Source organism: Streptomyces sp. NPDC040545, from assembly GCF_055595065.1.
This window is the reverse complement of the sequence record NZ_JBVIWA010000003.1, coordinates 388,412-411,000: the sequence shown is the minus strand read 5'-3', so window position 1 is coordinate 411,000 and position 22,589 is coordinate 388,412. Positions and strand designations below refer to the sequence as shown.

General features: G+C 72.0%; 23 protein-coding genes. 10 read left to right on the top strand and 13 right to left on the bottom strand.

Going from position 1 to position 22,589, the window contains the following annotated elements; all coding sequences use genetic code 11:
- Positions 1 to 57: 57 nt before the first annotated feature.
- Positions 58 to 753 (top strand): DUF4386 domain-containing protein, encoded by a 696-nt coding sequence (locus ACZ573_RS09920; protein ID WP_471301528.1) that lies wholly within the window; start codon positions 58 to 60, stop codon positions 751 to 753.
- 27 nt (positions 754 to 780) lie between these two features.
- Here ACZ573_RS09920 and ACZ573_RS09915 read toward each other — a convergent pair whose 3' ends face one another.
- Both ACZ573_RS09915 and ACZ573_RS09910 read right to left on the bottom strand, forming a co-directional pair.
- Complete coding sequence (locus ACZ573_RS09915; protein WP_471301525.1) at positions 781 to 1,875, bottom strand: polyprenyl synthetase family protein; 1,095 nt, start codon at positions 1,873 to 1,875, stop codon at positions 781 to 783.
- A gap of 63 nt (positions 1,876 to 1,938) precedes the next feature.
- Entirely contained in the window at positions 1,939 to 2,916 is a 978-nt protein-coding gene (locus ACZ573_RS09910) for a threonine ammonia-lyase (protein ID WP_471301523.1), read from the bottom strand.
- A gap of 73 nt (positions 2,917 to 2,989) precedes the next feature.
- Here ACZ573_RS09910 and ACZ573_RS09905 point away from each other — a divergent pair, with 73 nt between their 5' ends.
- Together ACZ573_RS09905 and ACZ573_RS09900 are read left to right on the top strand one after the other, a co-directional pair.
- Positions 2,990 to 3,892 (top strand): LysR family transcriptional regulator, encoded by a 903-nt coding sequence (locus ACZ573_RS09905; protein ID WP_471301521.1) that lies wholly within the window; start codon positions 2,990 to 2,992, stop codon positions 3,890 to 3,892.
- A gap of 179 nt (positions 3,893 to 4,071) precedes the next feature.
- Positions 4,072 to 4,497: a hypothetical protein gene (locus ACZ573_RS09900; protein WP_471301518.1), complete on the top strand. Its 426-nt coding sequence runs from the start codon at positions 4,072 to 4,074 to the stop codon at positions 4,495 to 4,497.
- A gap of 73 nt (positions 4,498 to 4,570) precedes the next feature.
- On the opposite strand, the gene ACZ573_RS09895 is transcribed toward ACZ573_RS09900, so the two are convergent.
- Positions 4,571 to 5,608, bottom strand: a complete 1,038-nt coding sequence (locus tag ACZ573_RS09895; protein ID WP_471301515.1) for a PP2C family protein-serine/threonine phosphatase — start codon at positions 5,606 to 5,608, stop codon at positions 4,571 to 4,573.
- Positions 5,609 to 6,152: 544 nt separating this feature from the next.
- On the opposite strand from ACZ573_RS09895, the gene ACZ573_RS09890 reads away from it, so the two are divergent.
- Together ACZ573_RS09890 and ACZ573_RS09885 are read left to right on the top strand one after the other, a co-directional pair.
- Positions 6,153 to 7,070, top strand: coding sequence for an SAM-dependent methyltransferase (locus ACZ573_RS09890; RefSeq protein WP_471301512.1), 918 nt, complete (start codon positions 6,153 to 6,155; stop codon positions 7,068 to 7,070).
- Positions 7,067 to 8,194 (top strand): terpene synthase family protein, encoded by a 1,128-nt coding sequence (locus tag ACZ573_RS09885; RefSeq protein WP_471301510.1) that lies wholly within the window; start codon positions 7,067 to 7,069, stop codon positions 8,192 to 8,194. Before ACZ573_RS09890 ends, ACZ573_RS09885 begins: the two co-directional genes overlap by 4 nt.
- Positions 8,195 to 8,267: 73 nt before the next feature.
- Here the strand turns inward: ACZ573_RS09885 and ACZ573_RS09880 are convergent, their stop codons facing one another.
- The 6 genes from ACZ573_RS09880 to ACZ573_RS09855 form a co-directional block, all read right to left on the bottom strand.
- The gene (locus tag ACZ573_RS09880) at positions 8,268 to 9,665 is read right to left on the bottom strand and encodes a cytochrome P450 (protein ID WP_471301503.1); all 1,398 of its coding nucleotides are present in this window, start codon (positions 9,663 to 9,665) and stop codon (positions 8,268 to 8,270) included.
- Entirely contained in the window at positions 9,662 to 10,282 is a 621-nt protein-coding gene (locus ACZ573_RS09875; RefSeq protein ID WP_314245026.1) for a GTP-binding protein, read from the bottom strand. Before ACZ573_RS09875 ends, ACZ573_RS09880 begins: the two co-directional genes overlap by 4 nt.
- On the bottom strand, positions 10,263 to 10,622 hold the full coding sequence (locus ACZ573_RS09870; protein WP_390171604.1) for a DUF742 domain-containing protein: 360 nt from the start codon (positions 10,620 to 10,622) through the stop codon (positions 10,263 to 10,265). Before ACZ573_RS09870 ends, ACZ573_RS09875 begins: the two co-directional genes overlap by 20 nt.
- The gene (locus ACZ573_RS09865; RefSeq protein ID WP_373037725.1) at positions 10,619 to 11,029 is read right to left on the bottom strand and encodes a roadblock/LC7 domain-containing protein; all 411 of its coding nucleotides are present in this window, start codon (positions 11,027 to 11,029) and stop codon (positions 10,619 to 10,621) included. The genes ACZ573_RS09870 and ACZ573_RS09865 overlap by 4 nt, the downstream gene beginning before the upstream one ends.
- A 2-nt stretch (positions 11,030 to 11,031) precedes the next feature.
- Positions 11,032 to 12,513, bottom strand: a complete 1,482-nt coding sequence (locus ACZ573_RS09860; RefSeq protein ID WP_471301497.1) for a sensor histidine kinase — start codon at positions 12,511 to 12,513, stop codon at positions 11,032 to 11,034.
- A 352-nt stretch (positions 12,514 to 12,865) separates the two neighbouring features.
- Complete coding sequence (locus ACZ573_RS09855; RefSeq protein WP_471301495.1) at positions 12,866 to 13,477, bottom strand: TetR/AcrR family transcriptional regulator; 612 nt, start codon at positions 13,475 to 13,477, stop codon at positions 12,866 to 12,868.
- 100 nt (positions 13,478 to 13,577) lie between these two features.
- Here ACZ573_RS09855 and ACZ573_RS09850 point away from each other — a divergent pair, with 100 nt between their 5' ends.
- Positions 13,578 to 14,366 carry an SDR family NAD(P)-dependent oxidoreductase gene (locus ACZ573_RS09850; protein WP_471301492.1) on the top strand — a complete coding sequence of 263 codons (789 nt, stop codon included), beginning with the start codon at positions 13,578 to 13,580 and terminating at the stop codon, positions 14,364 to 14,366.
- A 141-nt stretch (positions 14,367 to 14,507) separates the two neighbouring features.
- Here the strand turns inward: ACZ573_RS09850 and ACZ573_RS09845 are convergent, their stop codons facing one another.
- The gene (locus tag ACZ573_RS09845) at positions 14,508 to 14,942 is read right to left on the bottom strand and encodes a hypothetical protein (protein WP_471301489.1); all 435 of its coding nucleotides are present in this window, start codon (positions 14,940 to 14,942) and stop codon (positions 14,508 to 14,510) included.
- 262 nt (positions 14,943 to 15,204) lie between these two features.
- On the opposite strand from ACZ573_RS09845, the gene ACZ573_RS09840 reads away from it, so the two are divergent.
- From ACZ573_RS09840 to ACZ573_RS09825, 4 genes are all read left to right on the top strand, one after another.
- The gene (locus tag ACZ573_RS09840) at positions 15,205 to 16,491 is read left to right on the top strand and encodes a sensor histidine kinase (protein ID WP_471301488.1); all 1,287 of its coding nucleotides are present in this window, start codon (positions 15,205 to 15,207) and stop codon (positions 16,489 to 16,491) included.
- A 15-nt stretch (positions 16,492 to 16,506) separates the two neighbouring features.
- Positions 16,507 to 17,223 carry a response regulator gene (locus tag ACZ573_RS09835; protein ID WP_471301485.1) on the top strand — a complete coding sequence of 239 codons (717 nt, stop codon included), beginning with the start codon at positions 16,507 to 16,509 and terminating at the stop codon, positions 17,221 to 17,223.
- 75 nt (positions 17,224 to 17,298) lie between these two features.
- Positions 17,299 to 18,081, top strand: coding sequence for a crotonase/enoyl-CoA hydratase family protein (locus tag ACZ573_RS09830; protein ID WP_471301483.1), 783 nt, complete (start codon positions 17,299 to 17,301; stop codon positions 18,079 to 18,081).
- A 146-nt stretch (positions 18,082 to 18,227) separates the two neighbouring features.
- Positions 18,228 to 18,968, top strand: coding sequence for a DJ-1/PfpI family protein (locus ACZ573_RS09825; RefSeq protein ID WP_471301481.1), 741 nt, complete (start codon positions 18,228 to 18,230; stop codon positions 18,966 to 18,968).
- A 41-nt stretch (positions 18,969 to 19,009) separates the two neighbouring features.
- On the opposite strand, the gene ACZ573_RS09820 is transcribed toward ACZ573_RS09825, so the two are convergent.
- The 3 genes from ACZ573_RS09820 to ACZ573_RS09810 are packed head-to-tail and all read right to left on the bottom strand — an operon-like array spanning position 19,010 to position 22,526.
- Positions 19,010 to 19,363: a UBP-type zinc finger domain-containing protein gene (locus ACZ573_RS09820; RefSeq protein WP_471301478.1), complete on the bottom strand. Its 354-nt coding sequence runs from the start codon at positions 19,361 to 19,363 to the stop codon at positions 19,010 to 19,012.
- A complete protein-coding gene (locus ACZ573_RS09815; RefSeq protein ID WP_471301475.1) occupies positions 19,360 to 20,853 on the bottom strand; it encodes an ATP-binding protein in 1,494 nt (497 codons plus the stop codon). The genes ACZ573_RS09820 and ACZ573_RS09815 overlap by 4 nt, the downstream gene beginning before the upstream one ends.
- Complete coding sequence (locus ACZ573_RS09810) at positions 20,850 to 22,526, bottom strand: NAD(P)/FAD-dependent oxidoreductase (RefSeq protein WP_471301472.1); 1,677 nt, start codon at positions 22,524 to 22,526, stop codon at positions 20,850 to 20,852. The genes ACZ573_RS09815 and ACZ573_RS09810 overlap by 4 nt, the downstream gene beginning before the upstream one ends.
- Between the last annotated feature and the right edge of the window lie 63 nt (positions 22,527 to 22,589).

The window sequence follows — 22,589 nt, the reverse complement described above, 5'->3', positions numbered from 1 at the left end:
GGTGAGCGTCAAAGGTCAGGTGTACGCCGTACACCTCTCAGGGAGGGGCTGTTCCGTATGGGATCGACCAGGAGAACCGCGATCGTCGCGGGAGTGCTGTTCCTCGTCACCGAGGTCGCCGCGATCGGCGGCCTCGCGCTCTACCGTCCCGTTCTGCACGACACCGGCTACGTCCTCGGACCGGGCGCCGACAGCCAGGTGTTCCTGGGGGCGCTGTGCGAGTTCGTGCTCGCGCTGGCGGTCACGGGCACGGGGGCCGCGCTGTACCCGGTCCTGCGGAGGCGGAACGAAGGGGCCGCCATCGGCTACGTCTGCGGGCGTCTGCTGGAGGCCGCCGTCATCGTCGTCGGCATCATCAGTGTGCTGTCGGTGGTGACGCTGAGGAGGCAGGCGGAGGGCGCGGCGGGCGCCGACGGGGCTTCCCTGGTCACGGCCGGCCAGGCCCTGGTGGCGTTCCACGACTGGACGTTCCTGTTCGGGCCGAACTTCGTGCTCGGCGCCAACACCCTGGTGCTGGCCGGCCTGATGTACACCTCGCGGCTCGTACCGCGCTGGATCGCCGTCCTGGGGCTGGTCGGCGGGACGATGATCTGCGCCTCGGCGACCGCCGTGCTGTTCGGGATCTACGAGCAGGTCTCGGTGGCGGGGTCGCTGGCGGCGCTTCCCGTCTTCGCCTGGGAGGTGACGCTGGCCGTCCGGCTGCTCGCCAAGGGCTTCGGCGCGGGGGCGGGCAGCAGCGCCGAAGCCGCGTGACGGCCCTTTCTTGCGCTGGTCGCTCTCTCAGGACATCCGGTCCACGTTCCACAGGGGCAGGCCCCGGAAGAACTCCACGGCCTCCGCGCGCCAGTACGGTTCCCAGGACGCGGCCTCGGCAGCGGCGGCCTCCGCGTGCCGCCGGATCTCCGCCCTCAGCCGCCGGTCCACGCCGGCGTCGCGGGCGATCTCCCTGATCCGGCCCAGCGTTTCGTCCGGGCAGCCGGGATCACCGAGCGCGGCTTCGACGAGGGCCGCGCCGGCCCCGGTCGTGGCGGCCAGGACCGCACGGACGGCGTAGGTGCGGCGCCCCGAGCGGATGTCGGCCCCGGTGGACTTCGCCTCGGCCGCCGGGTCGCCGCCGTGCGGGCCGAAGAGGTCGAGGAAGTCGTCGCGCATCTGCTCGGAGATGCCCACCAGCCGGGAGTAGCGGTGCAGTCGGGCGCGGTGCGGCGCCGGATCCTCGCCCGCGGCCAGCAGGCCCATCGTCAGCGGCGCGAGGATCGAGTACCGCGCGCTCTTGAAGTCGGTGACGGTGTGCAGGAACTCCTCGCCGGGCAGGGTGTGGGAGTCCCGCTCCAGATCGGCCAGCTGCCCGGCCACGGTCTCCGCCGCGGTACGCGTGTGCACGCCGAGCAGGGCCTGGCGGAGCTCGGCGGGAACCTCGGCCTCCAGCAGCACCTGGGTGGACAGGAACGCGGCGAGGTCCCCGGCGAGTATCGCGAGCCCGAGGGCGGTGGACTCCTGACCGGGGAACTCCCGGCGGTAGGCGTAGTACGTCGAGGGACCGCCGCGGCGCAGGGGAGCGTCGTCGATGATGTCGTCGTGGACGAGCCCGTGCGTCTGGAGCAGTTCGATGCTCAGCGCGGCCTCGGCGAGCCCCGGTATCTCGTCCGTGGTGACCAGCCGGGCCGCTTCGTACAGCAGGACGACCCGCAGCCGCTTGCCGCCGCGCATCGAGAACTCGCGCAGGAGCTCCAGGCAGCGGGGGACGTACCGGCTGGGCACCGGGACGTCGAAGCGCTCGCCGAGGCCGTCGAAGTACTGCTCGAACCGGGCGTCGAAGCGGATCCGGTGACCGGCGACGCGTTCCAGGGTGGTGGCGGAGACGTTGGCATGCATGAAGATCAGTATCGATCACGGCTCCGCCCGCCCGGATCGGCTCCGGCGCGTCGGGGAATGCGTTCAGCCGCCCGAGGGCGCGGCGGAGAGACAGGCCCGCAGCTCGGCTTCGCCGGCGTTCCCGCCCGTGCACATGAGAGCCACCCGCTGCCCCGCGAGGCCGTCGCGTGCCGCGAGGAGCGCGGCCAGCGGCGCGGCGGCAGCCGCCTCGGCCACCGTTCGGGCATCACGCATGAGCAGCCACTGGGCCCACCGGATCTCGTCGTCGCCGACCAGCCGGAAGTCCGCCAGGTGTTCACGGAACAGACGCTGCGTCAGCTCGAAGCCCGACCCGGTCGCCAGGCCCTCCGCCGCCGTGGTGTTCGGACGCTCGACACAGCGGCCCGAGCGCCAGGAGTCGTGCGCGGCCGGCGAGTGGCGTGACTGCACCGCGATGACGCGGCAGCGCGGGCTGATCGCGGCCGCCACCAGGCAAGCGGCGGCGGCGCCACTGCCCCCGCCGACCGGCACGACGATCGCGTCGAGGTCCGGTTCCTGTTCGAAGACCTCCAGGAACGCGGTGGCCACGCCCGCGATCAGGCCCGGCTCGTTCGCCGCGCTGACCAGGCGCATCCCCCGCCGGGGCGCGAGCTGCTCGGCGTGGCGGCGGGCCTCGTCGAAGTCCGCGCCGTATTCGACGAGTTCGGCGCCGAGCCGCCGTACGGCCTCGGCCTTCAGGGGATTCGGGTCCTCCGGCATGACGATGGTGCAGGGGACGCGGAAGAGCGCCGCGGCATAGGCGAGGGACTGCGCGTGGTTGCCGGTGGAGTACGACAGGACACCGCGTGCACGCTCGTCCGGGTCCATCGCCGCCAGCAGGGCGACGCCTCCCCGGACCTTGAGGGCGCCGGTCGGCTGCAGGTTCTCGTGTTTGACCAGCACGCGGACCCCGGCGCCGACGGCGGCGTCGAGGGCGGGATAGGAGAGCAGAGGGGTCGGGGAGAGGTGCGCGCTCTGCAGACGACGCGCGCGAAGGACGTCGGAGATCGTCGGACTGTGCATGCACCCATGCTGCGCAGGGACAACCCATAGGACAAATGTCAGTTTCCGATGGACTCATCGATATCATCGATGAATGTTCGACGAGAATCGCCTCCGGGTCTTCGCCGCCATCGCCCGCGAGGGTTCGGTGACGGCTGCCGCCGCAGCGCTGCACTACGCGCAGCCGTCGGTCAGCCACCACCTCGCCAGGCTCGAAGCCGAAGCCGGGGTGCCGCTCGTCCGGCGGGCAGGCCGCGGCATCCGGCTGACCGAGGCCGGCCGACTGCTCGCCGATCGCGCGGAGGAGATCCTCGGCCGGATCGACTCGGCCCGGACCGAACTCGCCGCCCATGCCGGGCTCAGCGCCGGACGGGTGCGGCTCGCGGCGTTCCCCTCCGCGCTCGCCACGGTCGTACCCACGGTGGCCGCCGCATTCAGTGCCGCGTACCCGGACATCGAACTGGCACTGACCGAAGCGGAGCCGCCCGAAGCCCTGGCGGCCCTGCGGCGCGGCGAGGTCGATGTCGCCTTCACCTTCCACCACGGCGACGGCCCGCCCGCCGACCGCGAGGGCCACACCGTGACCCCGGTCCTGCACGAGCCGGTCTACGTCGTCAGCCGGGCCGGCGCATCCTGGCCCGGTCCGCGCTCGGACCTCGGCACCTACCGCGGACAACGGTGGATCGCCGGCTGCGAGCGGTGCCGTACGCACCTCCTGTCGGCGTGCGGGAAGCGAGGCTTCGCTCCCGCGATCGCCTTCGAGACCGACGACTACGTCGCGGCCCAGGCACTCGTGGCCGCCGGCCTCGGCGTCAGTACGCTGCCCGGCCTCGCCCTGCGCGCTCATCTCCACCCCGGCGTGACGATCGACCGCCTACCGGAGGACCACCGCTTCGTCGACGCCGTCGTCTACGGGGCACCGCCGCTCCCGGCCCCGGTCGAAGCCTTCCTGAAGGTCCTCGAGGAGACCGACGTAGAGCCCGCGCAATGGCCCTGACGGGCCCGACCGCTGCCGGGGCGGCGTGCGCGGAGGTGCCCTGTCACGCGCCCGTGACAGTCGGCGGACAGCTTGATGAAGTTCCGCGGCCAGGCTCTTAACAGAAGAACAAAACAGACATTTCGTCTCTCGCCTTCTGTAACCTCCCCCTTCGTCGCCTCTTCATTGGAGAAATTCTCATGGCCCGCACGTCCCGCAAGCAGCGTTGCGCGATGTTCGCCGTTACGGCCGCGCTCGTGACGGGGGGCGCGCTGGTTCCCACCAGCGCATTCGCCGCCCAGGCCGCGCCGCACGCCGCTGAGGCGCATGCGAAGAGTGGTCACGAGGGCACGGCGGGCAAGCGTGAGGGGGGCGGCAAGGACCGGTCGAAGGGCCGGAAGAACAGCAGGCCCCGGGACGTGGAGAACATGCCGGGCTGCAAGTTCTACCAGGGCAAGGTGTACTGCGAGCACAAGCCCGACACCCCGAAGCCCGCTCCGGCCCCGAACCCCGCTCCGGCCCCGGCCCCGGCCCCGGCTCCGGACCCGGATGTGGTGGCGAAGGAAAACCCGGACGGGGTTCCGGCGTCCGACGCGGGCGGGTTCGGCATCGAGCTGAAGCCCTGACCTGCGGTTCGGAACGCGCTCTATCGCGAGGGGGCTCGCGGGCGGCTGATGGGCGTGCGTGCGAAGCGGAACCTCAGGGCTCGCACAGACGTACGGCGAGGGCGGCGATGTCGTCGTCGAGACGTCCTTTGCTGTGGCGGAGGAGGTCGCGGTGCAGAGACGTCAGCAGTTCGTCGGGCGGCGTCGGGGGCTGTCGGCGCATCCAGGCCGCCAGCGGGAAGAACTCGCCGTCGCGGGCCCGGGCCTCGGCGATCCCGTCGGTATAGAGGAGAAGCAGGTCGTCGGGGGCGAAGTCGAAGGTGTCGACGCTGTAGTGGTCGCCGATCAGCTCCGCCAGGCTGAGCAAGGGGGAGGGAGCCCTGGACTCGAGGGTGAGGACCTTCCCGTGGTTCAGGAGCAGCGGCGGGGGGTGTCCGCAGTTGAGGATGTCGATACGTCTGCCCCCGTGCGGGATCTGGACGAGCAGGGCGGTGGCGAACCGCTCCAGTGGCCCCTCGGGTGGGAAAGCGCCGTTGTAGCGGGTGCTGCTCGCGTCCATCCGGCGGGCGACGTCGACCATGTCGGGTTCCCCGTACGCGGCCTCCCGGAAGGCGTTCACGATCGCCGCGGCCGCCCCCACCGCCGGCAGACCCTTGCCCCGCACGTCACCGATGAGCAGCCTGACCCCGAACGGCGTGTCGACCACCTCGTAGAAGTCCCCGCCGATGCGGGCCTCGGCCGCGGCCGCGAGGTACAGCGACTCGATCTCGATGCCGCCGAAGCGGCGGGGCAGAGGGCTGAGCACCACCTGCTGCGCCGCGTCGGCCACGAGCCGTACCTGGAAGAGGGTGCGTTCCCGCTGGAGCCGGACGTGGCTTCCGTACGCGGCGGCCACGGTGACCGCGATGATCCCGGCGGCCGTCCACCACGTCCCGAGGTCGGGGAAGACGAAACTGAGGCCGATCATCAGGATGAGACAGACCGTCCCGAGCAGGACGGTGGGCAGCACCGGCCACATGGCGGCGGCAAGGGCCGGCGCCGCGGGCAGGAGACGACTGAAGGCCATTTCCGGCGGAGTGTTGTACGCCAGGCTGGCGATGACGACGGTCAGGATGACCGGCGACAGCCGCACAAGTCTTCCCGGGCCAGGGCGCCTGCGTAGCCGCGGCCGTCCAGACTCGATCACACTTCACAGGATATCTACGTAATCGGGTCATAGCGCTCTGACGGTCGGCGGTCGGCGGTCGGCCGCCCGCCCCGGATCGTGAGGCCGCGCCCGCCACGGGCCCATCGGGATCGCGGGGCCGCCGGGCGTCGTATCGGGCCCATAAGCCCGCCGACCAGGCGAAACACGGGGTATCGAGCCACTGCGGACGTGTCCTGTGCGTGCTCGTCGCCGCGCGCATCGAAAGCTCTGCGACGTGACCCGTCCGGTTGCGGACAGTATCTGTCCGCAAGGCCGACTGGCCCGCCCGACTGCCGCGGCGAGAACCGTTGCCGCTCAGCCTGCTCGTGGCGGGATTCGGACGCTGTTCCGTGTTGCTTCAGTGGGCTGACGTGGCGCAGGCGAAGTGCCACGATGATCCGTGCTTCAACAGTGTGCCGGACGGGACGCGGTGAGCGCGGTGACAGCGTGTCCCGGAGGCGGCCCTACCCCACGAAAGGGCGGACACCCCATGCGCGTCACCCCCCTCGTATCGTCCTTACCCGGCGACCAGGGCTCGGCCGCGGACGATCCCATACGGCTCTATTACAGCCACAAGACCCAGGAGATCCTGCACAAGTACGGCCCGGGTCCCCGTGTCCACTTCCACGTGGGCCTGTATCCGGACGGCCCGCCGGACAGTACCGCCCCCCAGAACGTGCTCAAGCAGCGCATGCTCGACGCGCAGGAGCGGATAGTCGAGCACGCGGCCCGGTCGTGGGGCGCGTACGACGTGTCGCCCCGGCGGCTGCTGGACGTCGGCTGCGGCCTGGGCGGGACGTCGCTGTACTGGGCGCAGGAGCACGGTGCGTCGGTCACCAGCCTCACCGTCGCGGCGGAACACATCCCGATCGTCCGGCACTTCGCCCGGCACGCAGGGGTCGGCGACCGGGTGAGACCCGTACTGGGGGATGTGCACGACCTGGACGAGACCCGCGCGTACGACGCCGTCTACGCCAACGAGAGCAGCGGCTACACCGACCGGACCCGGCTCTTCGAGGTCGTCGCCAAGGCGCTGGAGCCCGGCGGATGGTTCGGGATCCAGGAACACTTCGCGGGCCGCTCCACATGGCGCGAGTTCATCGACGGCTACTACAGAACGCGACTGGGGCTGAGAGGGGAGTACCTCGCCGCAGCCGAGGCGGCCGGGTTTGAACTCGTGCACGAGGAGGACGTGACGGACTCGGTGGCGGAGTTCTGGGTGCAGTCCATGGCGTGGAACACCGCCGAACTCGACCGGCTCCGCGCGGACGCCGCCGCCCGGCCCGGTGCCTGGACCGGCGAACGGCTCGAACAGTCGACGCTCGCGCACAGCAGGTTCTTCCGGCTCTGGCGCGACCACGCGGTGCAGACGCGGCTGCTGCAGTTCCGGATCGGCGGCCGCCGATGACGGCGCCACCGCCACCGGTGCCGCCACCGGCGCCGGCACCGCGCCCCTCGCTCCTCGGTTCGCGCCTGCCTGCCTTCTACTGCCCCCTGGAGCGCGACCTCGTCCATCCGGAGGCGAAGCAGGTGGAGGCGCTGGCGGTCGAGTGGCTGGACGCCTTCGGCATCTACCCCGATCCGGTCGAGCGCGCATGGGGTCTCGCCACCCACAGCGCCGACTTCTCCTGCCGCATCATCCCCGACGGGAACGTGGAGGCCCTCCTGCTCTTCACCGAATGGAACTACTGGGCCAACGCCGTCGACGACTGGCAGGATTCGGGTTCCGACGAGGTGGGGACGGCTGCCGTCGTCGAACACGGCGTACGCCTGCTGCGCACCATCGAGGACCCGGGAGCCTCGGTGCTGCCCGACGGACCGATGACCCGCGCACTGCTGGACCTGGTGCGCCGCACCCATGCGATGCTCACACCCTACGAGCTGCGCAGGTTCGCCGAGGGGACGCGCGACTGGCTGCTCGGAGCAGCCTGGCGGGCCGCCCGGGCCGAGGCCGGGAGCATGCCGGGGCTGAACGACTTCGTCGCCATGGGGCCGCTGGCGAACGGGACTCGCTTCTCGCTGACATGGTCCGACGTCGCACGCGGGGACCGGCTGCCGGCGGAGGTGCTCTGCTCCCGCTCTCTGACGGCGCTGACGGATGCGGCGGGATTCGTCGTCAGCGCGGACAACGACCTCTTCTCCTACGACAAGGACGACCATCTGGAGCCGAGGGAGGTGAATCTCGTCAATGTCCTCGCCCACCAGGAGAACTGCTCGCCCGCCGAGGCCGTGCCGCTCGCGGTGGCCCTGCGTGACCGGGTGATGGTCCGCTTCATGACGCTGCGGGCCCGGGCGGAGGCCGGTGCGAGCGCGGAACTACGCCGTCACCTGACGGCGTTGGGACACTACGTGGCCGGCTCCATCGCCTGGCAGAGCCGGGCTCCCCGGTACGCGAGCCCGCGCAACCGGCACGAACTGCCCCTGGCGGAAGCCCGGTTCGCGGTCCGGTACGCCGACGCCCCCGGCTTCGCCGGGAGCGAGCCGCCGGAGGTTCCGGCCCTCGCCTCCTGGTGGCAGCGGGTGCACGACTGAAAATACCGGGTGGCCCCGGGCGCAACGCCCGGGGCCACCGGCCCGGAAGCCGTCAGCAGAAGCCGGGCAGCCGTCAGCCGAGGCCGAGCAGCCGCCGCCACCAGCTGACGGCGCGGCGGCGCCGCCCCCCGACCACGGGCGCCGCCGTCGGCTGCGGCGGGACGGGCGCGTGCACGGGGTGCCCGGCCGGCTGCTCGTCCTGGGGCTGCGCGTTCGGTACGGAGCGCGGGGCGAACCGTACCGGCAGGGACAGCAGGTGGCGTGACATGAGGGTGCCCCGCCATTGCAGCTCGCTCGCGTCGACCGCCAGCTGGAGGTCGGGCAACCGGTCCAGCAGGACCTCGATTCCGGTGTCCGCGATGGCGCGGCCGATGTCCTGGCCCGGGCACTCGTGCGGGCCGCTGCTGAAGGCCAGGTGGGAACGGTTGCCGTGGACGGAGGCCGCCGGATCCGGCCGGATCTGCGGATCGGCGTTGCCCGCGGCCAGCCCGAGCAGGATCATGTCGCCCGCCTTCACCTCCCGGCCGCCGAGCACGGTGTCACCGGTGGCCCAGCGCCCGATGATCGTGTTGATCGGCGGGTCGTCCCACAGGACCTGCTCCAGGGCGTCGGGCAGCGTCATGTGACCTCCGGAGAGGCTGGCCCGGAAGCGCGGGTCGGTCAGTACGGTCCGCAGCGTGTTGGCGATGAGGTTGGCGGTGGTCTCGTAGGCCGCGATCAGCACGACCCGCAGGTGCATCAGCACCTCGGTGTCGCTCAGGTTCGCGGGGTGCTCGATCAGCCAGGAGGCGAGGTCGCGCATGGGCCTGGCCTTGCGCTCCACGACCAGGTGTTCCAGCGTGGCGGTGACGTAGCGGTCGCTCTGGAGGGCCGTCTCCGTACCCTGGAGCATGTCGCGCGCCGCGTTGACCAGCAGGGGGCCGTGTTCGTCGGGCGCCCCGATGAGCTGGGTCATGACCAGCATCGGGAGCTGGTCGGAGAAGGCGGACACCAGGTCGGCGTACCCCTCACCGGCGATCTGGTCGACGAGCTGGTTGGCGAAGCGGGTCACGTAGCGGCGGATGCCGCGCTTGTCGAAGCGCTCCAGGGACTCCACCACGGCCGAGCGCAGCCGCTCGTGAACGGGCCCGTCGGTGAAGTTGCACACCGGCACCCAGGAGACCATGGGGCCGAGCGGGGTGTCGGCCGGCACCCGGCCCTCTTTCATGTCGCGCCAGCCCCGCGGGTCGCGGGCGAAGCGCGAGGACGTGCGTGCCACGTCCAGGTTCTCCCGGTGGCCGAGGACCAGCCAGGCCGGAAGGTCCCCGCTCACCAGTACGGGGGCCACCGCCCCGTGTTCGGCCCGCAGTTTCTCGTACAGCGCGAGGGGATCGGCCTGGGCCTCCGCCCCGTGGAGGCGGTACAGGCCGCCGGCGGTCGCCGCCGCCGCGTGGGCGGGGCACTCGGGCGGTGGGGTGGGGCTGTTACTCACATTGCCTCCTGGGTGGCTGCCTGGGAGTGCAGGTAGCGCATGAGGGTCAGCAGGACATCGCGGGACGAGTCCCGCCGTCTGGCATCACAGACGAGGATCGGGACCGCGGGGGGCAGGTCGAGGGCCTGGCGCAGCTCCTCCAGCGGATGCTCGGGTGCGCCGGGGAAGGAGTTGACGGCCACGACGAAGGGGACGCCCCGCTCCTCGAGCCGTCCGATGACGTCGAAGCTGATCTCCAGCCTGCGGGTGTCGAGGAGTACGACCGCTCCGAGCGCACCTTCGAAGAGTCCGCGCCACAGGAACCAGAAGCGCTCCTGGCCAGGCGTTCCGAACAGGTACAGGACGAGCTCGTCGTTGATGCTGATGCGGCCGAAGTCCATGGCGACAGTGGTGGTGATCTTGCGGTCCACGCCCCAGGTGTCGTCCACGCCGACGCCGGCCCGGGTCATGGTCTCCTCGGTCGTCAGCGGCTTGATCTCGCTGACCGCACCGACCATGGTCGTCTTGCCCACGCCGAATCCGCCGACGATGACCACTTTCACGGCGGCCGCGGCCGTCTGCGGGAGGATGTCCGCCTCGCGTGGCCCGGCGGGCGGGTCAGAGCTTCTGAAGTCCATCGATCACTGCCTCGATCAGAGCAAGGTCGGGTAGCTGCGCGGCGGGAACGGGCGGACGGACGTACACGCGTCTAGCGGCCATCAGGTCCCCGACCAGCACGGTGACGACGCTCACGGGCAGGCCCGCGTACGCGGCGATCTCGGCTACCGACAGCGGTGACTGGCACATCCGCAGGATGGCCGCCTGCTCGGGCTGCATCTCGGGCCGGGCGGACCCTTTGGCCACGACTAAGGTCACGAGGTCCAGATGGACGGCGGTGGAGGGTCCACTGCGTCCGCCGGTGATGACGTAGAGCCGTTCGGGGCTGCCGTCCTCCCAGCGTGTGGGCGGCTCATTCACGCGGGCTGCCCGTCATGTCGGGGCGGGCTGCTCAGGTGGTCCCCCATTCGGGTCACCAGGTTGCGCATCTGCGCGCCCATCAGGCCCGCGTCCACGCCCTCGTCGGCGAGGACCGCGAGGTAGGAGCCGTCGCCCGCGGCCATCAGGTAGAAGAACCCGCCGTCCATCTCGATCACGACCAGGCGCATCCTGCCCTCCGAGCGGGGCAGTTCCGCGGCCACCGCTCCGGCCAGGCTCTGCAGGCCCGCGCAGGCCGCCGCCAGGCGGTCGGCCGTGTCGGTCTCGGCCCCGTACTGCGCCACACAGAGCCCGTCCGCGGACAAGACGATCACGTGCCGCGTCTGCGGCACTCCGGCCGCCAGGTCCTTGAGCATCCAGTCCATGCTGCTGATTCGCTGAGTCATCATTGCTAAGCCCCCTTGGTCGCTGAACCCGACGTTCCTTCGGTGCCCGGCACATCGTGGCCGGGGGTGCCGGACAGTCCGCTGTGGAACGCCTCCAGCCACATTCCGGGGCCGCCGTCGTCCGCCGGCCGGGACTCCGCGGCCGGCCGGGCGTCGGCGGTGGTCACACGGTCCTTGCGGCGCCGCTGCGGCAGGCCGGTCGCGGTACGTGCGCCGGCCTCCGGCTGCGCGGCGGCGACGGGCGCGGGCCTGGATGCCGGAGCCGGCCGGGGCGCGGGCGCGCCCACGCCCGCCGACGAGCGGTCGAAGGGGTGCTCGCGCGGTGTGGCGGCCACGGCCCTGGGCCCCGAGGAGGAGCCGATGCCGTGGGCGAGTCCGGTCGCGGAGGACGCCGTGGTGATCAGGTGCTGCGGCACGATCACCACGGCGCGGACGCCTCCGTACGCGGACGAGCGCAGGGACACCTGGAACCCGTACGCCTGCGCCAGCCGGCCGACCACCGCCAGACCCAGCCTGGGCGTCTCGCCCAGGTCGTTGAGGTCGATCCCGGACTGCGCCTGGGCGAGCATCTTCTCCGCCCGGCTGCGGGCCTCCTCGCTCATGCTCAGGCCGCCGTCCTCGATCTCCACGGCGATGCCCGACTGCACCTCGACGGCCGTGAGGTGGACCCGGGTGTGCGGCGGCGAGTACCGGGTGGCGTTGTCCAGCAGCTCCGCCAGGGTGTGGATCAGCGGCTCCACGACGGGGCCGACGACGGCGACCTCGGTGACCGAGTGCAGCTCCACCCGCTGGTAGTCGATGATCCTCGACATCGCGCCGCGCATCACGCTGTACAGGGTGACGGCCCTGCTCCACTGGCGGCCGGGGCGCGCGCCGCCGAGGACCGAGATGGAATCGGCGAGCCGGCCGATCAGCGCGGTGCCGTGGTCGAGCCGCAGCAGGTCGCCGAACACGTCCGGGTTGCTCCCGTGCCGGTCCTCCATCTCGCGCATCTCGTGGGCCTGCTGATGGACGATCGCCTGCACGCGACGGGCGACGTTCACGAAGGCCCGCTGTGCCGAGTCGCGCAGGCTCTCCTCGTTGTCGACCGCGTCGACGACGTGGGCCAGCACGGCCTGGAGCGCGGCTCTGAAGCGCGGGGTCAGGGCCTCGTCGTCGCCCCAGCGGCTGCCGTGGCCGCCGCGCCCTCCCAGGGCGGTCAGCACCTCCTCGGCCGGCTCGCCCTTGCGCAGGCGCTCGATGGCCTCGGGCAGGACGGACCGGGACAGCCGGGCCGCCTCGGTCTCCTGCCGGGCCAGGGCGTGCTGGAGAGCCGCGACCTGGGCGCGCCCGGCGGCGAGCGCGCGGCCGCGCCGCCGGGCCTCGACGAGGACCGCCGCGGTGCACACGGCGCCGACGGCGATCAGGGCCGTGCCCAGCGGTCCCGAGGAGGAGGCGAGCGCCCCTACCAGGCAGGCGGCGGCCACGACCGCGATCGCGGGCAGCATCCGGCTTGCTCTTCCCTCCAGGTGGGCACTTTCGGGGGGCGTACCTCTTTGCTCCATCGGCGTCCTCGAACTATCGAAAAGGGGGGCCTTCTGACCGGTGGGCGGGAGCATAACTACGCCCAACTTGCCTGATGGGGCCTTTCGTTGGAGTTCATCGGACCGGAGGAACCGTTATGCGCCATCAATGGCGTCGATTTCCGGCGAGGATCCGGGCCCGCGCGCGGTGCGCGGTGGCGTAACGGGAGGTGGGCGGCGCGCGGACCCCGCTCGGCGCGCGTAAATCCGCGCGCGCATTCCCATCGGTTCCGGCCGCACCCCTCGGCTCGCGGGTGGCGACAGGCATCGAAATGCGCTACGGGGCGTCGGGGCGGGCGGTGCCGAGGCCGGTGAGCAGGACGTCGAGGGCGAGGTCGGTCGCCTCGTCCAGCGGCGTGTCCTCGAGGAGGGAGCCGACGGCCAGGGACGCGAGGCCGTGCACCACGGAGAAGGCGACCTGGGCGAGCCGGGCCGGGTCGCCCGCCCGTACGACACCCTCCTGCTGCGCGAGGGCGATCAGTTCGGCGGCGATCTCCAGGCTCTGGTGGCCGAGCTCGCGGAGTTCGGCGCTCGAGTGGTCGGCGTGCTTGGCCGTGAACATCAGGCTCAGCAGCGGGGCGTGCGCGACGGCGAAGCCGATGTACGCGCGGCCCATGCAGGCGAGCCGGGCAGTGACGGGGCCGGGCTCGCCCACGGCGGCCCGGAGGCGTTCATTGAGCCGGGTGAAGCCGCCCACGGCGAGCGCGTCCAGCAGCGCCTGCCGGTCGCGGAAGTGGCGGCCCGGCGCGGCATGGCTGACGCCGAGGTCGCGTGCGAGGGCGCGGAGGGAGAGGCTGTCCGCCCCCGAGGCGGTGAGCACGTCCTCCGCGCGCGCCAGCAGGGCCTCCCTGAGATTGCCGTGGTGATAGGGCGCATCGGCGTCGGCCAAGGCGGTCTCCTCCCTCGATGTTGTCATTGACAACAATGTTTGCTCTGCCTACATTCAAGTATCGACCATCAACCGGAGTCCCGGAACGGAGCGCCGACCCATGTCTATGACATACCGCGGAACCACAGCCCTGATCACCGGGGCGAGTGCAGGCCTCGGCGTCGAGTTCGCCCGGCAGTGGGCCGAGCGCGGGGCCGACGTCGTCCTCGTCGCCCGGCGCGTCGACCGGCTGGAGGAGCTGGCGGCGGACCTGGAGCGCCGCTACGGGATCACGGCCCGCCCGGTCGCCGCCGACCTCGCCCGGCCCGGCGCCGCGGCAGCGCTGCGCGCGGAGCTCGACGCACTCGGCGTACCGGTCCACACGCTGGTCAACAACGCGGGCTTCGGCACCCACGGCCCCTTCGCCGGCGAGGACCCCGCCCGGATCAGCGAGATGATCCAGCTCAACGTGCTCGCGGTCACGGAACTGACCAGGGAGTTCCTGCCCGGTCTGACGGCCGACGGCCGGGGCGCCCTCGTCACCGTGGCCAGCGCGGCCGCCTACCAGCCGACCCCGGCGATGGCGGTCTACGGCGCCACGAAGGCCTTCGTCCTGAACTTCACCGAGGCCGTCGCGTACGAGACGCGCGCCTCCTCCCTGCGGGTGCTCGCCGTCTCGCCGGGGCCGGTCCGCACCGAGTTCTTCGACGTCGTCGGCAGCCGGGACGCCGCCGTGGGCCGGATGGCCACCCCGGAGCAGGTCGTCACCGCCGCGCGCCGGGCACTGGAACGCGGAAAGACCCCGCCCAGCATCGTCGTCGGCCTCGGCAACCGGCTCTCCGCCACCGCGTCCGCCCTGGTCCCCCGCCGCCTCGCACTGACCGTGGCGGGGCGCGCCCTCAAGGCGTGAGCGGACGCACCGGAACACCGCAGGGCGGGCCGTCACAGGGGTGACGGCCCGCCCTGCGGTCCTTGGGGGAGTGCGGACGGAGCCGGACGCTCCCCCGTGGACGTCCGGCTCGGGCACCCCCCCGGGTGACGGGGGACAGGCCTACCAGGCTGCGCGGCAGTTGAGCAGCTTGGTGGTGCCGACCTTGCGGTCGCAGGCGTAGGCCTTCACGTCCTTCTTGTTCTTGAAGGTCCAGCTCTTCGTGCCGTTGACCACCGCCACGTAGTTCTTCACCGAGTGCCAGGCCCCGTCCTTCCAGTCCTGGTAGGCCAGGGCCAGGACGGCCTCGTAACCGTCGCCCGCCACCTTGTCCTTGGCGGTGGAGCCCTGGAACGACCCGGAGTAGAGCTTCTCGCCCGTCTGCGGGATCGTTCCCGACACGTGGTACTCGTAGGTGCCGCTGATCTCGGCCTTGCCGCTGCTGGAGGTCTGCTGGAAGCCGATGGTGGCCGCGCTCGCGGTGCCCGCCAGCCCGATCGCGAGGGCCGAGGCGACGGCGGAGGCTCCGACGAGCGTGCGCTTCACAAGAGTGGTCATGGCTGTGTCTCCCTTTACCGGGGAATCGAAGTCAGTGGGTGCGCCGCCGCCGCGCTGTGCCCCGGCGGCCGGCCAGACAGAAAGCTAGGCGGGCCGGAGGCCGCCCGGCGGCACGCACCGGGATGATTCAGGCCTCCACCCGGTGCGGGTGGCGGACGTCCCGGCTGCAACTGCGGCGGTAGCCGGACCATGCGGACGTGGTAGGGCCCGGTCCTGCGGCAGGCCCATGGCCCGGCCGCCTGATGGCCCGTAGGCTGCGCCGATGCACGCTGGATCGGGATTCCTCGACGGGCTCGGGGGAAGGTACCGGCCGCTGGTGGTCGACTCGTTGCTCGCGCTGGGCTACGTCGGCGCCGGGCTGTTGCTGGGGCAGGAGCAGCCGCCGGCCGGATGGCGGTCCGTGGACGGCCTGGGGGCGGTCCTGACCACTCTGGTGGGTCTGGTCGTGGTGGCCCGCCGCCTCGCGCCCGTCGTGGTGTTCGGCGCCAGCAGTGCCTTGTGGACCGTGTTCATCGCCTGCGGGTACTGGCCGGTGGTCAATTCGATGCCCTCTCTCCTGGGCCTGTACACGGTGGCGGCGACCCGTCGCCCCCGAACCGCACTCGTGTGCGCGGCCGTCGTGGCGGGGGTGTGGGTGTACGCCGGGATCGGCAACATCGACCACAGCTCCATGCCGACCGTCCTCGCCCAGGCGGTCCTGTTCCCGGCCGTCGTCCTCGTCGTCGGTCGCGGCTCGGGAGCACTCGCCGAACGGAACAGGCAGTTCGCCGAACTGACCTCCCAACTGCGCAGACAGCAGGAGGAGAACGCGCGCCAGGCCCTCACGGAGGAGCGGGTGCGCATCGCGCGGGAACTGCACGACGTGGTCGCACACCACATGTCGGTGATCTCGCTCCAGGCGGGCATGGCCTCGTACGTGTTCCCCACGGACCCGGCGGCGAGCCGGCGGGCCCTGGACACCATCGCCGACACCAGCAGGGAAGCGCTGGAGGAGATGCGCCGGATGCTCGTACTCCTTCGCGTCGGCCAGGAAGGAGCGCGGGACGGACAGCGCGACGGACAGCGCGACGGAACGGAGGAGGACGGCGCAGCCTACGCCCCGGCCCCCGGGCTCGACCTTCTGGACCGGCTGCTGGAGCGGGTACGGGGTGCGGGGGCCGAGGTCACCTTGGAGATCACGGGATCCCCGATCCGGCTTCCGCAGGGCATGGCGCTGTGCGTGTACCGAGTGGTCCAGGAGGCGCTGACGAATGTGCTCAAGCACGCGGGACCGACCCGGGCGGCCGTGACGATCCGTTACGAACGCCGCACCGTCGTGGTGTGCGTGACGAACGAGCAAGGCGGCAACTTCCAGCCAAACAGGGAGATGTCACCTGGTCACGGCTTGATCGGCATGAGGGAGCGCGCGAAGATCTACGGCGGGTCGGTCACCGCCGGCCCCCGCGCCCTCGGCGGATTCGAGGTACGGCTCACCCTTCCGGCGCCCACCACCAGTGACCGGCCGGGGGGTCTCCCGGCCCCGGGCACCGGGGACGTCCCTATCGGATGAGGACCGAATTCCCCGATGCCCACGGTACTGGTGGTCGACGATCAACTGCTCATCCGTGCCGGACTGGTGTCCCTGCTGAACGCCGCGCCAGGGCTGTCCGTGGCCGGCGAGGCGTGCGACGGGGAAGAAGCCGTCCGGCTGGCCGAGGCCACCGCACCCGATGTCGTCCTCATGGACCTCCGGATGCCGGGCACCGACGGAATCACCGCGACGCAGCGCATCCTCCGCCGCGCGGGTGACACGGGCGGCACACCGCCGAGGATCCTGGTGCTGACCACCTTCGACCTCGACGAATACGTCTACAACGCCCTGCGCGCGGGCGCCTGCGGGTTCCTGCTCAAGGAAACGCCTCCCGAGCGCCTGGTCGCCGCCATCCATACCGTCGCCTCGGGCGACATGCTCTTCGCGCCGACCGTCACCCGGCGCCTGATCGAGGCGTACCACCCCGGGCCGACACCGCCGGGGGCCATCGCCCCGGACTGGCACACCGTGACCGGCCGTGAGCGCGATGTCCTGCGTCTCGTGGCCACGGGCGCGACGAACACGGAAGTCGCCCGGCAGCTCTTCATCAGCGAAGCCACCGTGAAGACGCACCTCAACCGCGCGATGGCCAAGCTCGGGCTCTCCAGCCGCGCCCAGGTCGTCGTCTTCGCGTACGAGACGGCGCTCGTGACACCGGGTGGCCCGACGAGCCTCCCCGGTTCCGATCCCGCCGCGGGCGGGCAGGGCTGAGCGTCCGGGGGAGTCCCGCGCGCAGCGGCCTCCCCGCCCCCACAATGGAGGCCGGCGAGCAGGAGGGGAGCGGGCATGGCGGACGAGCAGGCCTCGGTGCGGGTGGAGCGGGACGGCCCCGTGTACACGGTGATCCTGAGCAGGCCGGCGGCACGCAACGCCGTGGACGGACCGACGGCGGCCCAACTGGCCGGTGCGTTCCGGGAATTCGAGGCCGACGAGGACGCGGCCGTCGCCGTGCTCTGGGGCGAGGGCGGAACGTTCTGCGCGGGCGCGGACCTCAAGGCCATCGGTACCGACCGCGGCAACCAGGTGCTCGCCACCGGCGACGGACCCATGGGGCCGACCCGGATGCGGCTGGGCAAGCCCATGATCGCGGCCGTCGCGGGGCACGCGGTGGCGGGCGGCATGGAGCTGGCGCTCTGGTGCGATCTGCGGGTCGTGGAGGAGGACGCGGTGTTCGGTGTGTTCTGCCGCCGCTGGGGCGTCCCCCTGATCGACGGCGGGACGGTGCGGCTGCCCCGCCTGATCGGCGAGAGCCGGGCCATGGACCTGATCCTGACGGGCCGTCCGGTCCCGGCGGCCGAAGCGCATGCGATCGGGCTGGCCAACCGCGTCGTCCCCACGGGCCGGTCGCGGGCGGCCGCGGAGGAACTGGCCCGCGAGATCGCCGGGTTCCCCCAGATCTGCCTGCGCCACGACCGGTTGTCCGTCCTGGAACAGCACGGGCAGGCCGAGGAGGAAGCGCTGGAGGGGGAGTTCCGGCACGGCCTGGTGCCACTGACCGCGGGTGAGACCCAGGCCGGAGCGGGCAGGTTCGCGGCCGGGGCGGGCCGGCACGGCACCTTCGGGCAGTAGCGGGTGCCGGGGACCCACGGCATTCGTCGATCGCCCTGCCGGAGGTGTGGCGCCTGCCACAGCCGGCCCCGGGAACCCGGCCTCCGGCGGCTGCGACCCCTGTCGTAGAGCGGCGTATCGGCCGGGCGATCGGAAGGAACCAACGGATGAACCGCAGGAACGTGCTCCGGGCCCAGGTCGCCGTCGGCGCCGCCGCCGCGTGGGGAGGTGCCGCCGGGGTGGCCGCGGCGGCCGAACCGCGAGCCGCCGGCAAGCAGGCGGGGCCCTTACGCGTGCACGTCGTCATGTACGACGGCGTCGAGGAGCTCGACTTCGCCGCGCCCTACGAGGTCTTCGCGGCCGCCCAGTTCTTCACCGACCGGGAGGTCGAGGTCCGCTACGTCAGCGCCTCCGGGCCCGGCGTCGTACGCGCCGCCTACGGCACGCAGGTGAACGTGGGGCACGCCTGGGCCCCGCGCACCGCGGACATCCTCCTCGTGCCCGGCGGCGGATACGCGCGCCGCGACCGCCCCGGAGTATGGGCGGAGATCCGCAGCGGCGTCCTCCCGGGGAAACTGGCCGCGGCCGTCCGCCCCGGCCTCACCGTCAGCGCCGTCTGCACGGGCACCATGCTGCTGGCCGCCGCCGGGCTGACCACGGGACGCCCCTGCACCACCCACCACAAGGCGCGCCCCGACCTGGAGAAACAGGGCGGCCTCCTGAAGAACGCCCGTGTGGTGGACGACGAAGACCTGGTTACCGCGGGTGGCATCACCAGCGGGCTGGACCTCGCCCTGTGGCTCGTACGCCGGGAACTGGGTGCCGACGCGGCGACCGGCGTGGAGGCCATGCTCGAATACGAGGCCCGCGGCACGGTGTGGACGCCGCCCACGGCCGGGCGGCGGTAGCCGGGCCGCCATGGCCGGCGGCCATGGCGGGGTCACGGCGATCAGCGGTGCAGGTGCAGGGTCCAGTCCTCGGGTACCCGGCCGGCCGGGCCCGGGACCGGCTGCTCCGCCGGGTGATCGCGCGGAGCGGCCAGCTCGGGGCCGGAGTCGTACAGGGCGTCCGTTGCGTAGTTCCAGAACCACTCCTCGCCCGGCTCGAAGCTCTGCACCAAGGGGTGGCCGGAGGACTTCCAGTGGGCGGTGGCGTGCTGGGCCGGGGAGGAGTCGCAGCAGCCGATGTGGCCGCACTGGGCGCAGCGCCGCAGGTGGAACCACCAGCCGCCCAGCTCGTCGCACTCGGCGCAGCCGGTGCCGGTGGGCGCGGCGCTCGGGTCGATTCCCTCGATCTCGCTCATACGGGCTCCTCAGCGCTCTCGGTCGCGGTCTCGGTCGCGGATCCGGTATCGGTATCGGGGGCCGGGGCGGTCAGTGGCAGCAGTACCTGGAAGCGGGTGTCACCCGGGGCGGATTCGACCTGGAGGCTGCCGTGGTGCTTGTTCACGACGATCCGCCAGGAGATGTCCAGGCCCAGACCGGTGCCCTCGCCGACCGGCTTGGTGGTGAAGAAGGGATCGAAGATGCGGCTGCGGATGTCCGCCGGGATGCCGGGCCCGGTGTCGCGGAACTCCACCAGCAGCCGGTCGCCCTCGCGGGCCGTTCGGACCGTCAGCGTGCCCTCGCCGCCGGTGCTCCCGATGGCGAACACGGCGTTGTCGATGAGGTTGGTCCACACCTGGTTGAGCTCCGCCGGGTAGGCGGACACCTCCGGCAGGGAGCGGTCGTAGTCCTTCACGACCCGTACCCCGGAGCCGAACTTGCCGGACAGCATCAGCAGGGTGCTGTCGAGGAGTTCGTGGACGTCGACGACCCGGTACGGGGCGCGGTCGAGCTGCGAGTACTGCTTGGCCGCGTCCACCAGGTGGGAGATGCGGGTGGTGGAGTCGTCGATCTCGTCCATCAGCAGCTCGGTCTCGACCGTGTAGTTGAGCCAGCCGATCGCCGACGGCAGGATCTCCTCGGCCACGGTCGCCGCGACCTGCTCCAGCCAGTCCGTGTCCAGCCCGGCCTGCACGAAGGTCGGCGCGAGCCGCCAGCCCTCCGCGATGCCGTGGTCGTCCAGCCAGTCGGCGAGCTCGTCCTCCCGGTCGGAGGCCTCCAGCGGACTGAGCGCCGTCGCCTTCGCGACGCGTTCGACGGTGCGCTCCTGGATCTCGATGAGGTCGGCGATCGTCTCGCGCGAGTACTGGCCCTGGGAGATGTGGGCCAGCTTGTGCCGCATCTTGCCGACCCGTTCCCGCAGGGTCGCCGTGGCCCGGACGGCAGCCGCCGCCGGGTTGTTGAGCTCATGGGTGAGGCCGGCGGACAAGGACCCGAGCGCCAGCAGCCGTTCGCGCTGGCCGATGGCCCGCTGGGTGTTCTTGGAGCCGAAGAACAGCCCCTCCAGCAGGTGCGCCGCCATCGGGAACCACTCCTGCATGATGTCCGAGAACGACTGCGCGGGCAGCACGAAGAACCGGGTCGGCTCGGTCACCCGCATCGAGTTGGTGTACGTCTGCGGCACCTGGTCGCCCAGGTATGCCTGCATGGCCCCCGCGTACACACCGCGCTGCGAGGTGCGGCTCACCTCGACGTCGTCGCCGCCGACCCGGCGCGACAGTACGACGGTGCCCTCGATCATCACGTAGAAGCAGGTGGCCGGGTCGCCCTCGGTGTACACCGGGCCGGCTTCGAAGCGCTCCACCCGCCCCTCGGCGCACAGCCGCCCGAGCTGCTCCGGGGCGAGCTTCTCGAACAGGAACAGCGAGGCGATATCCTGCGGGCTGCACGGCATGACCTGCCCGCTCATGACTGCTCCAGGTACCGGTGGACGAGCATCACGGCCATGGCTCCCTCTCCGACGGCGGACGCCACGCGCTTCGCGGACTGGGCGCGCGCGTCGCCCGCCACGAACACGCCGGGGATGTTGGTCTCCAGGTGGTAGGGCGGCCGGTCCAGTTCCCACTCGGCCGGAGGCCGCCCGTCCGGCGTCAGGTCCGGCCCGGTCAGGATGAAGCCGTGGTCGTCGCGCAGCACCGTTCCGTCCAGCCAGTCGGTCAGCGGGGCCGCGCCGATGAACACGAACATCCACTGCGCGTCGACGAGTTCGCTCCCTCCGCCGTCCACGTCCCGCAGCGTCAGCTGCTCCAGGTGCCCCTCGCCGTGCGCCGCCTCGACGACGGTCCGGGTACGGACGGTGATGCTCGGCGTCTCCTCGATCTGCTGGATCAGGTAGTACGACATCGACGCCGTCAGGGACTCCCCGCGTACCAGCAGCGTCACGGACTTGGCGCCCCTCGCCAGGTACATGGCCGCCTGCCCGGCCGAGTTGGCGCCGCCGACGATGTACACGTCCTGCCCCTGGCAGGAGGCCGCCTCGGTGAGCGAGGAGCCGTAGTACACCCCGCAGCCGGTCAGCTGGTCGCAGCCCGGCGCGTGGAGCTGCCGGTACGACACACCGGTCGCCAGGATGACGCTGTGGGCGGCGATCGCCGAGCCGTCCGAGAAGCGGACGACGCGCGCGGCGCCGTTGACCTCCAGCCCGGTGACCTCACGCGCCGTGAGGATCTCGGCGCCGAACCGGCCGGCCTGGCGGCGGGCCCGCTCCGTGAGCTGGGCACCCGACACGCCGTCCGGGAATCCGAGGTAGTTCTCGATGCGGGAGCTCTGACCGGCCTGTCCGCCCGTCGCCGACCGCTCGACCAGCACGGTACGCAGCCCCTCGGAGGCCCCGTACACCGCGGAGCCGAGGCCGGCCGGGCCGCCGCCGATGACGACGAGGTCGTAGAAGTCGGCCGCCGGCGTCGTCGCGAGCCCCACGTGGGAGGCCAGTTCGGGCGCCTCCGGTTCGATCAGCGCGGTGCCCTCGGGCGTGATGACCAGCGGCAGCCGCTGCCCGTCGGCCCCGGCCGCCTCCAGCAGCCGCCGCCCCTCCGGTTCGTCGGAGGAGTACCAGCGGTACGGCACCTGGTTGCGGGCCAGGAACTCCCGCACGTCCGAGGAGCGTGCCGACCAGCGGTGCCCGACCACCTTCGTCGCGGGCACCGGACGGTAGTCGCTGGTGCGCCAGGCCGTGAGCAGGTCGTCCACGACCGGGTAGAGCTTCTCCTCCGGCGGGTCCCAGGGCTTGAGCAGGTAGTGGTCGAGGTCGACGACATTGATCGCGTCGATGGCCGCGTTGGTGTCGGCGTACGCGGTCAGCAGCACGCGCCGCGCACCGGGATACACCTGGAGGGCCTGTTCCAGGAACTCGATGCCGTTCATCTGCGGCATCCGGTAGTCGGCGAGGATCACCGCCACCAGGTCCCCGCGCAGCTTCAGCTCGCGCAGCGCCTCCATCGCGGAGTCGCCGGTCTCGGCGCGCACGATCCGGTACTCGGCGCCGTAGCGGCGCCGCAGGTCACGGGCGATGGCCCGGGAGACTCCCGGGTCGTCGTCCACGGTCAGGATGACGGTCCGCGCGGTGTCGGCGGCCTGTGCCATACGTCGTCTCCACCCCGAGTGCTCTGGGCGGGCGGCCCGGCGAGCCGCCCGCGCCGGTTCCCG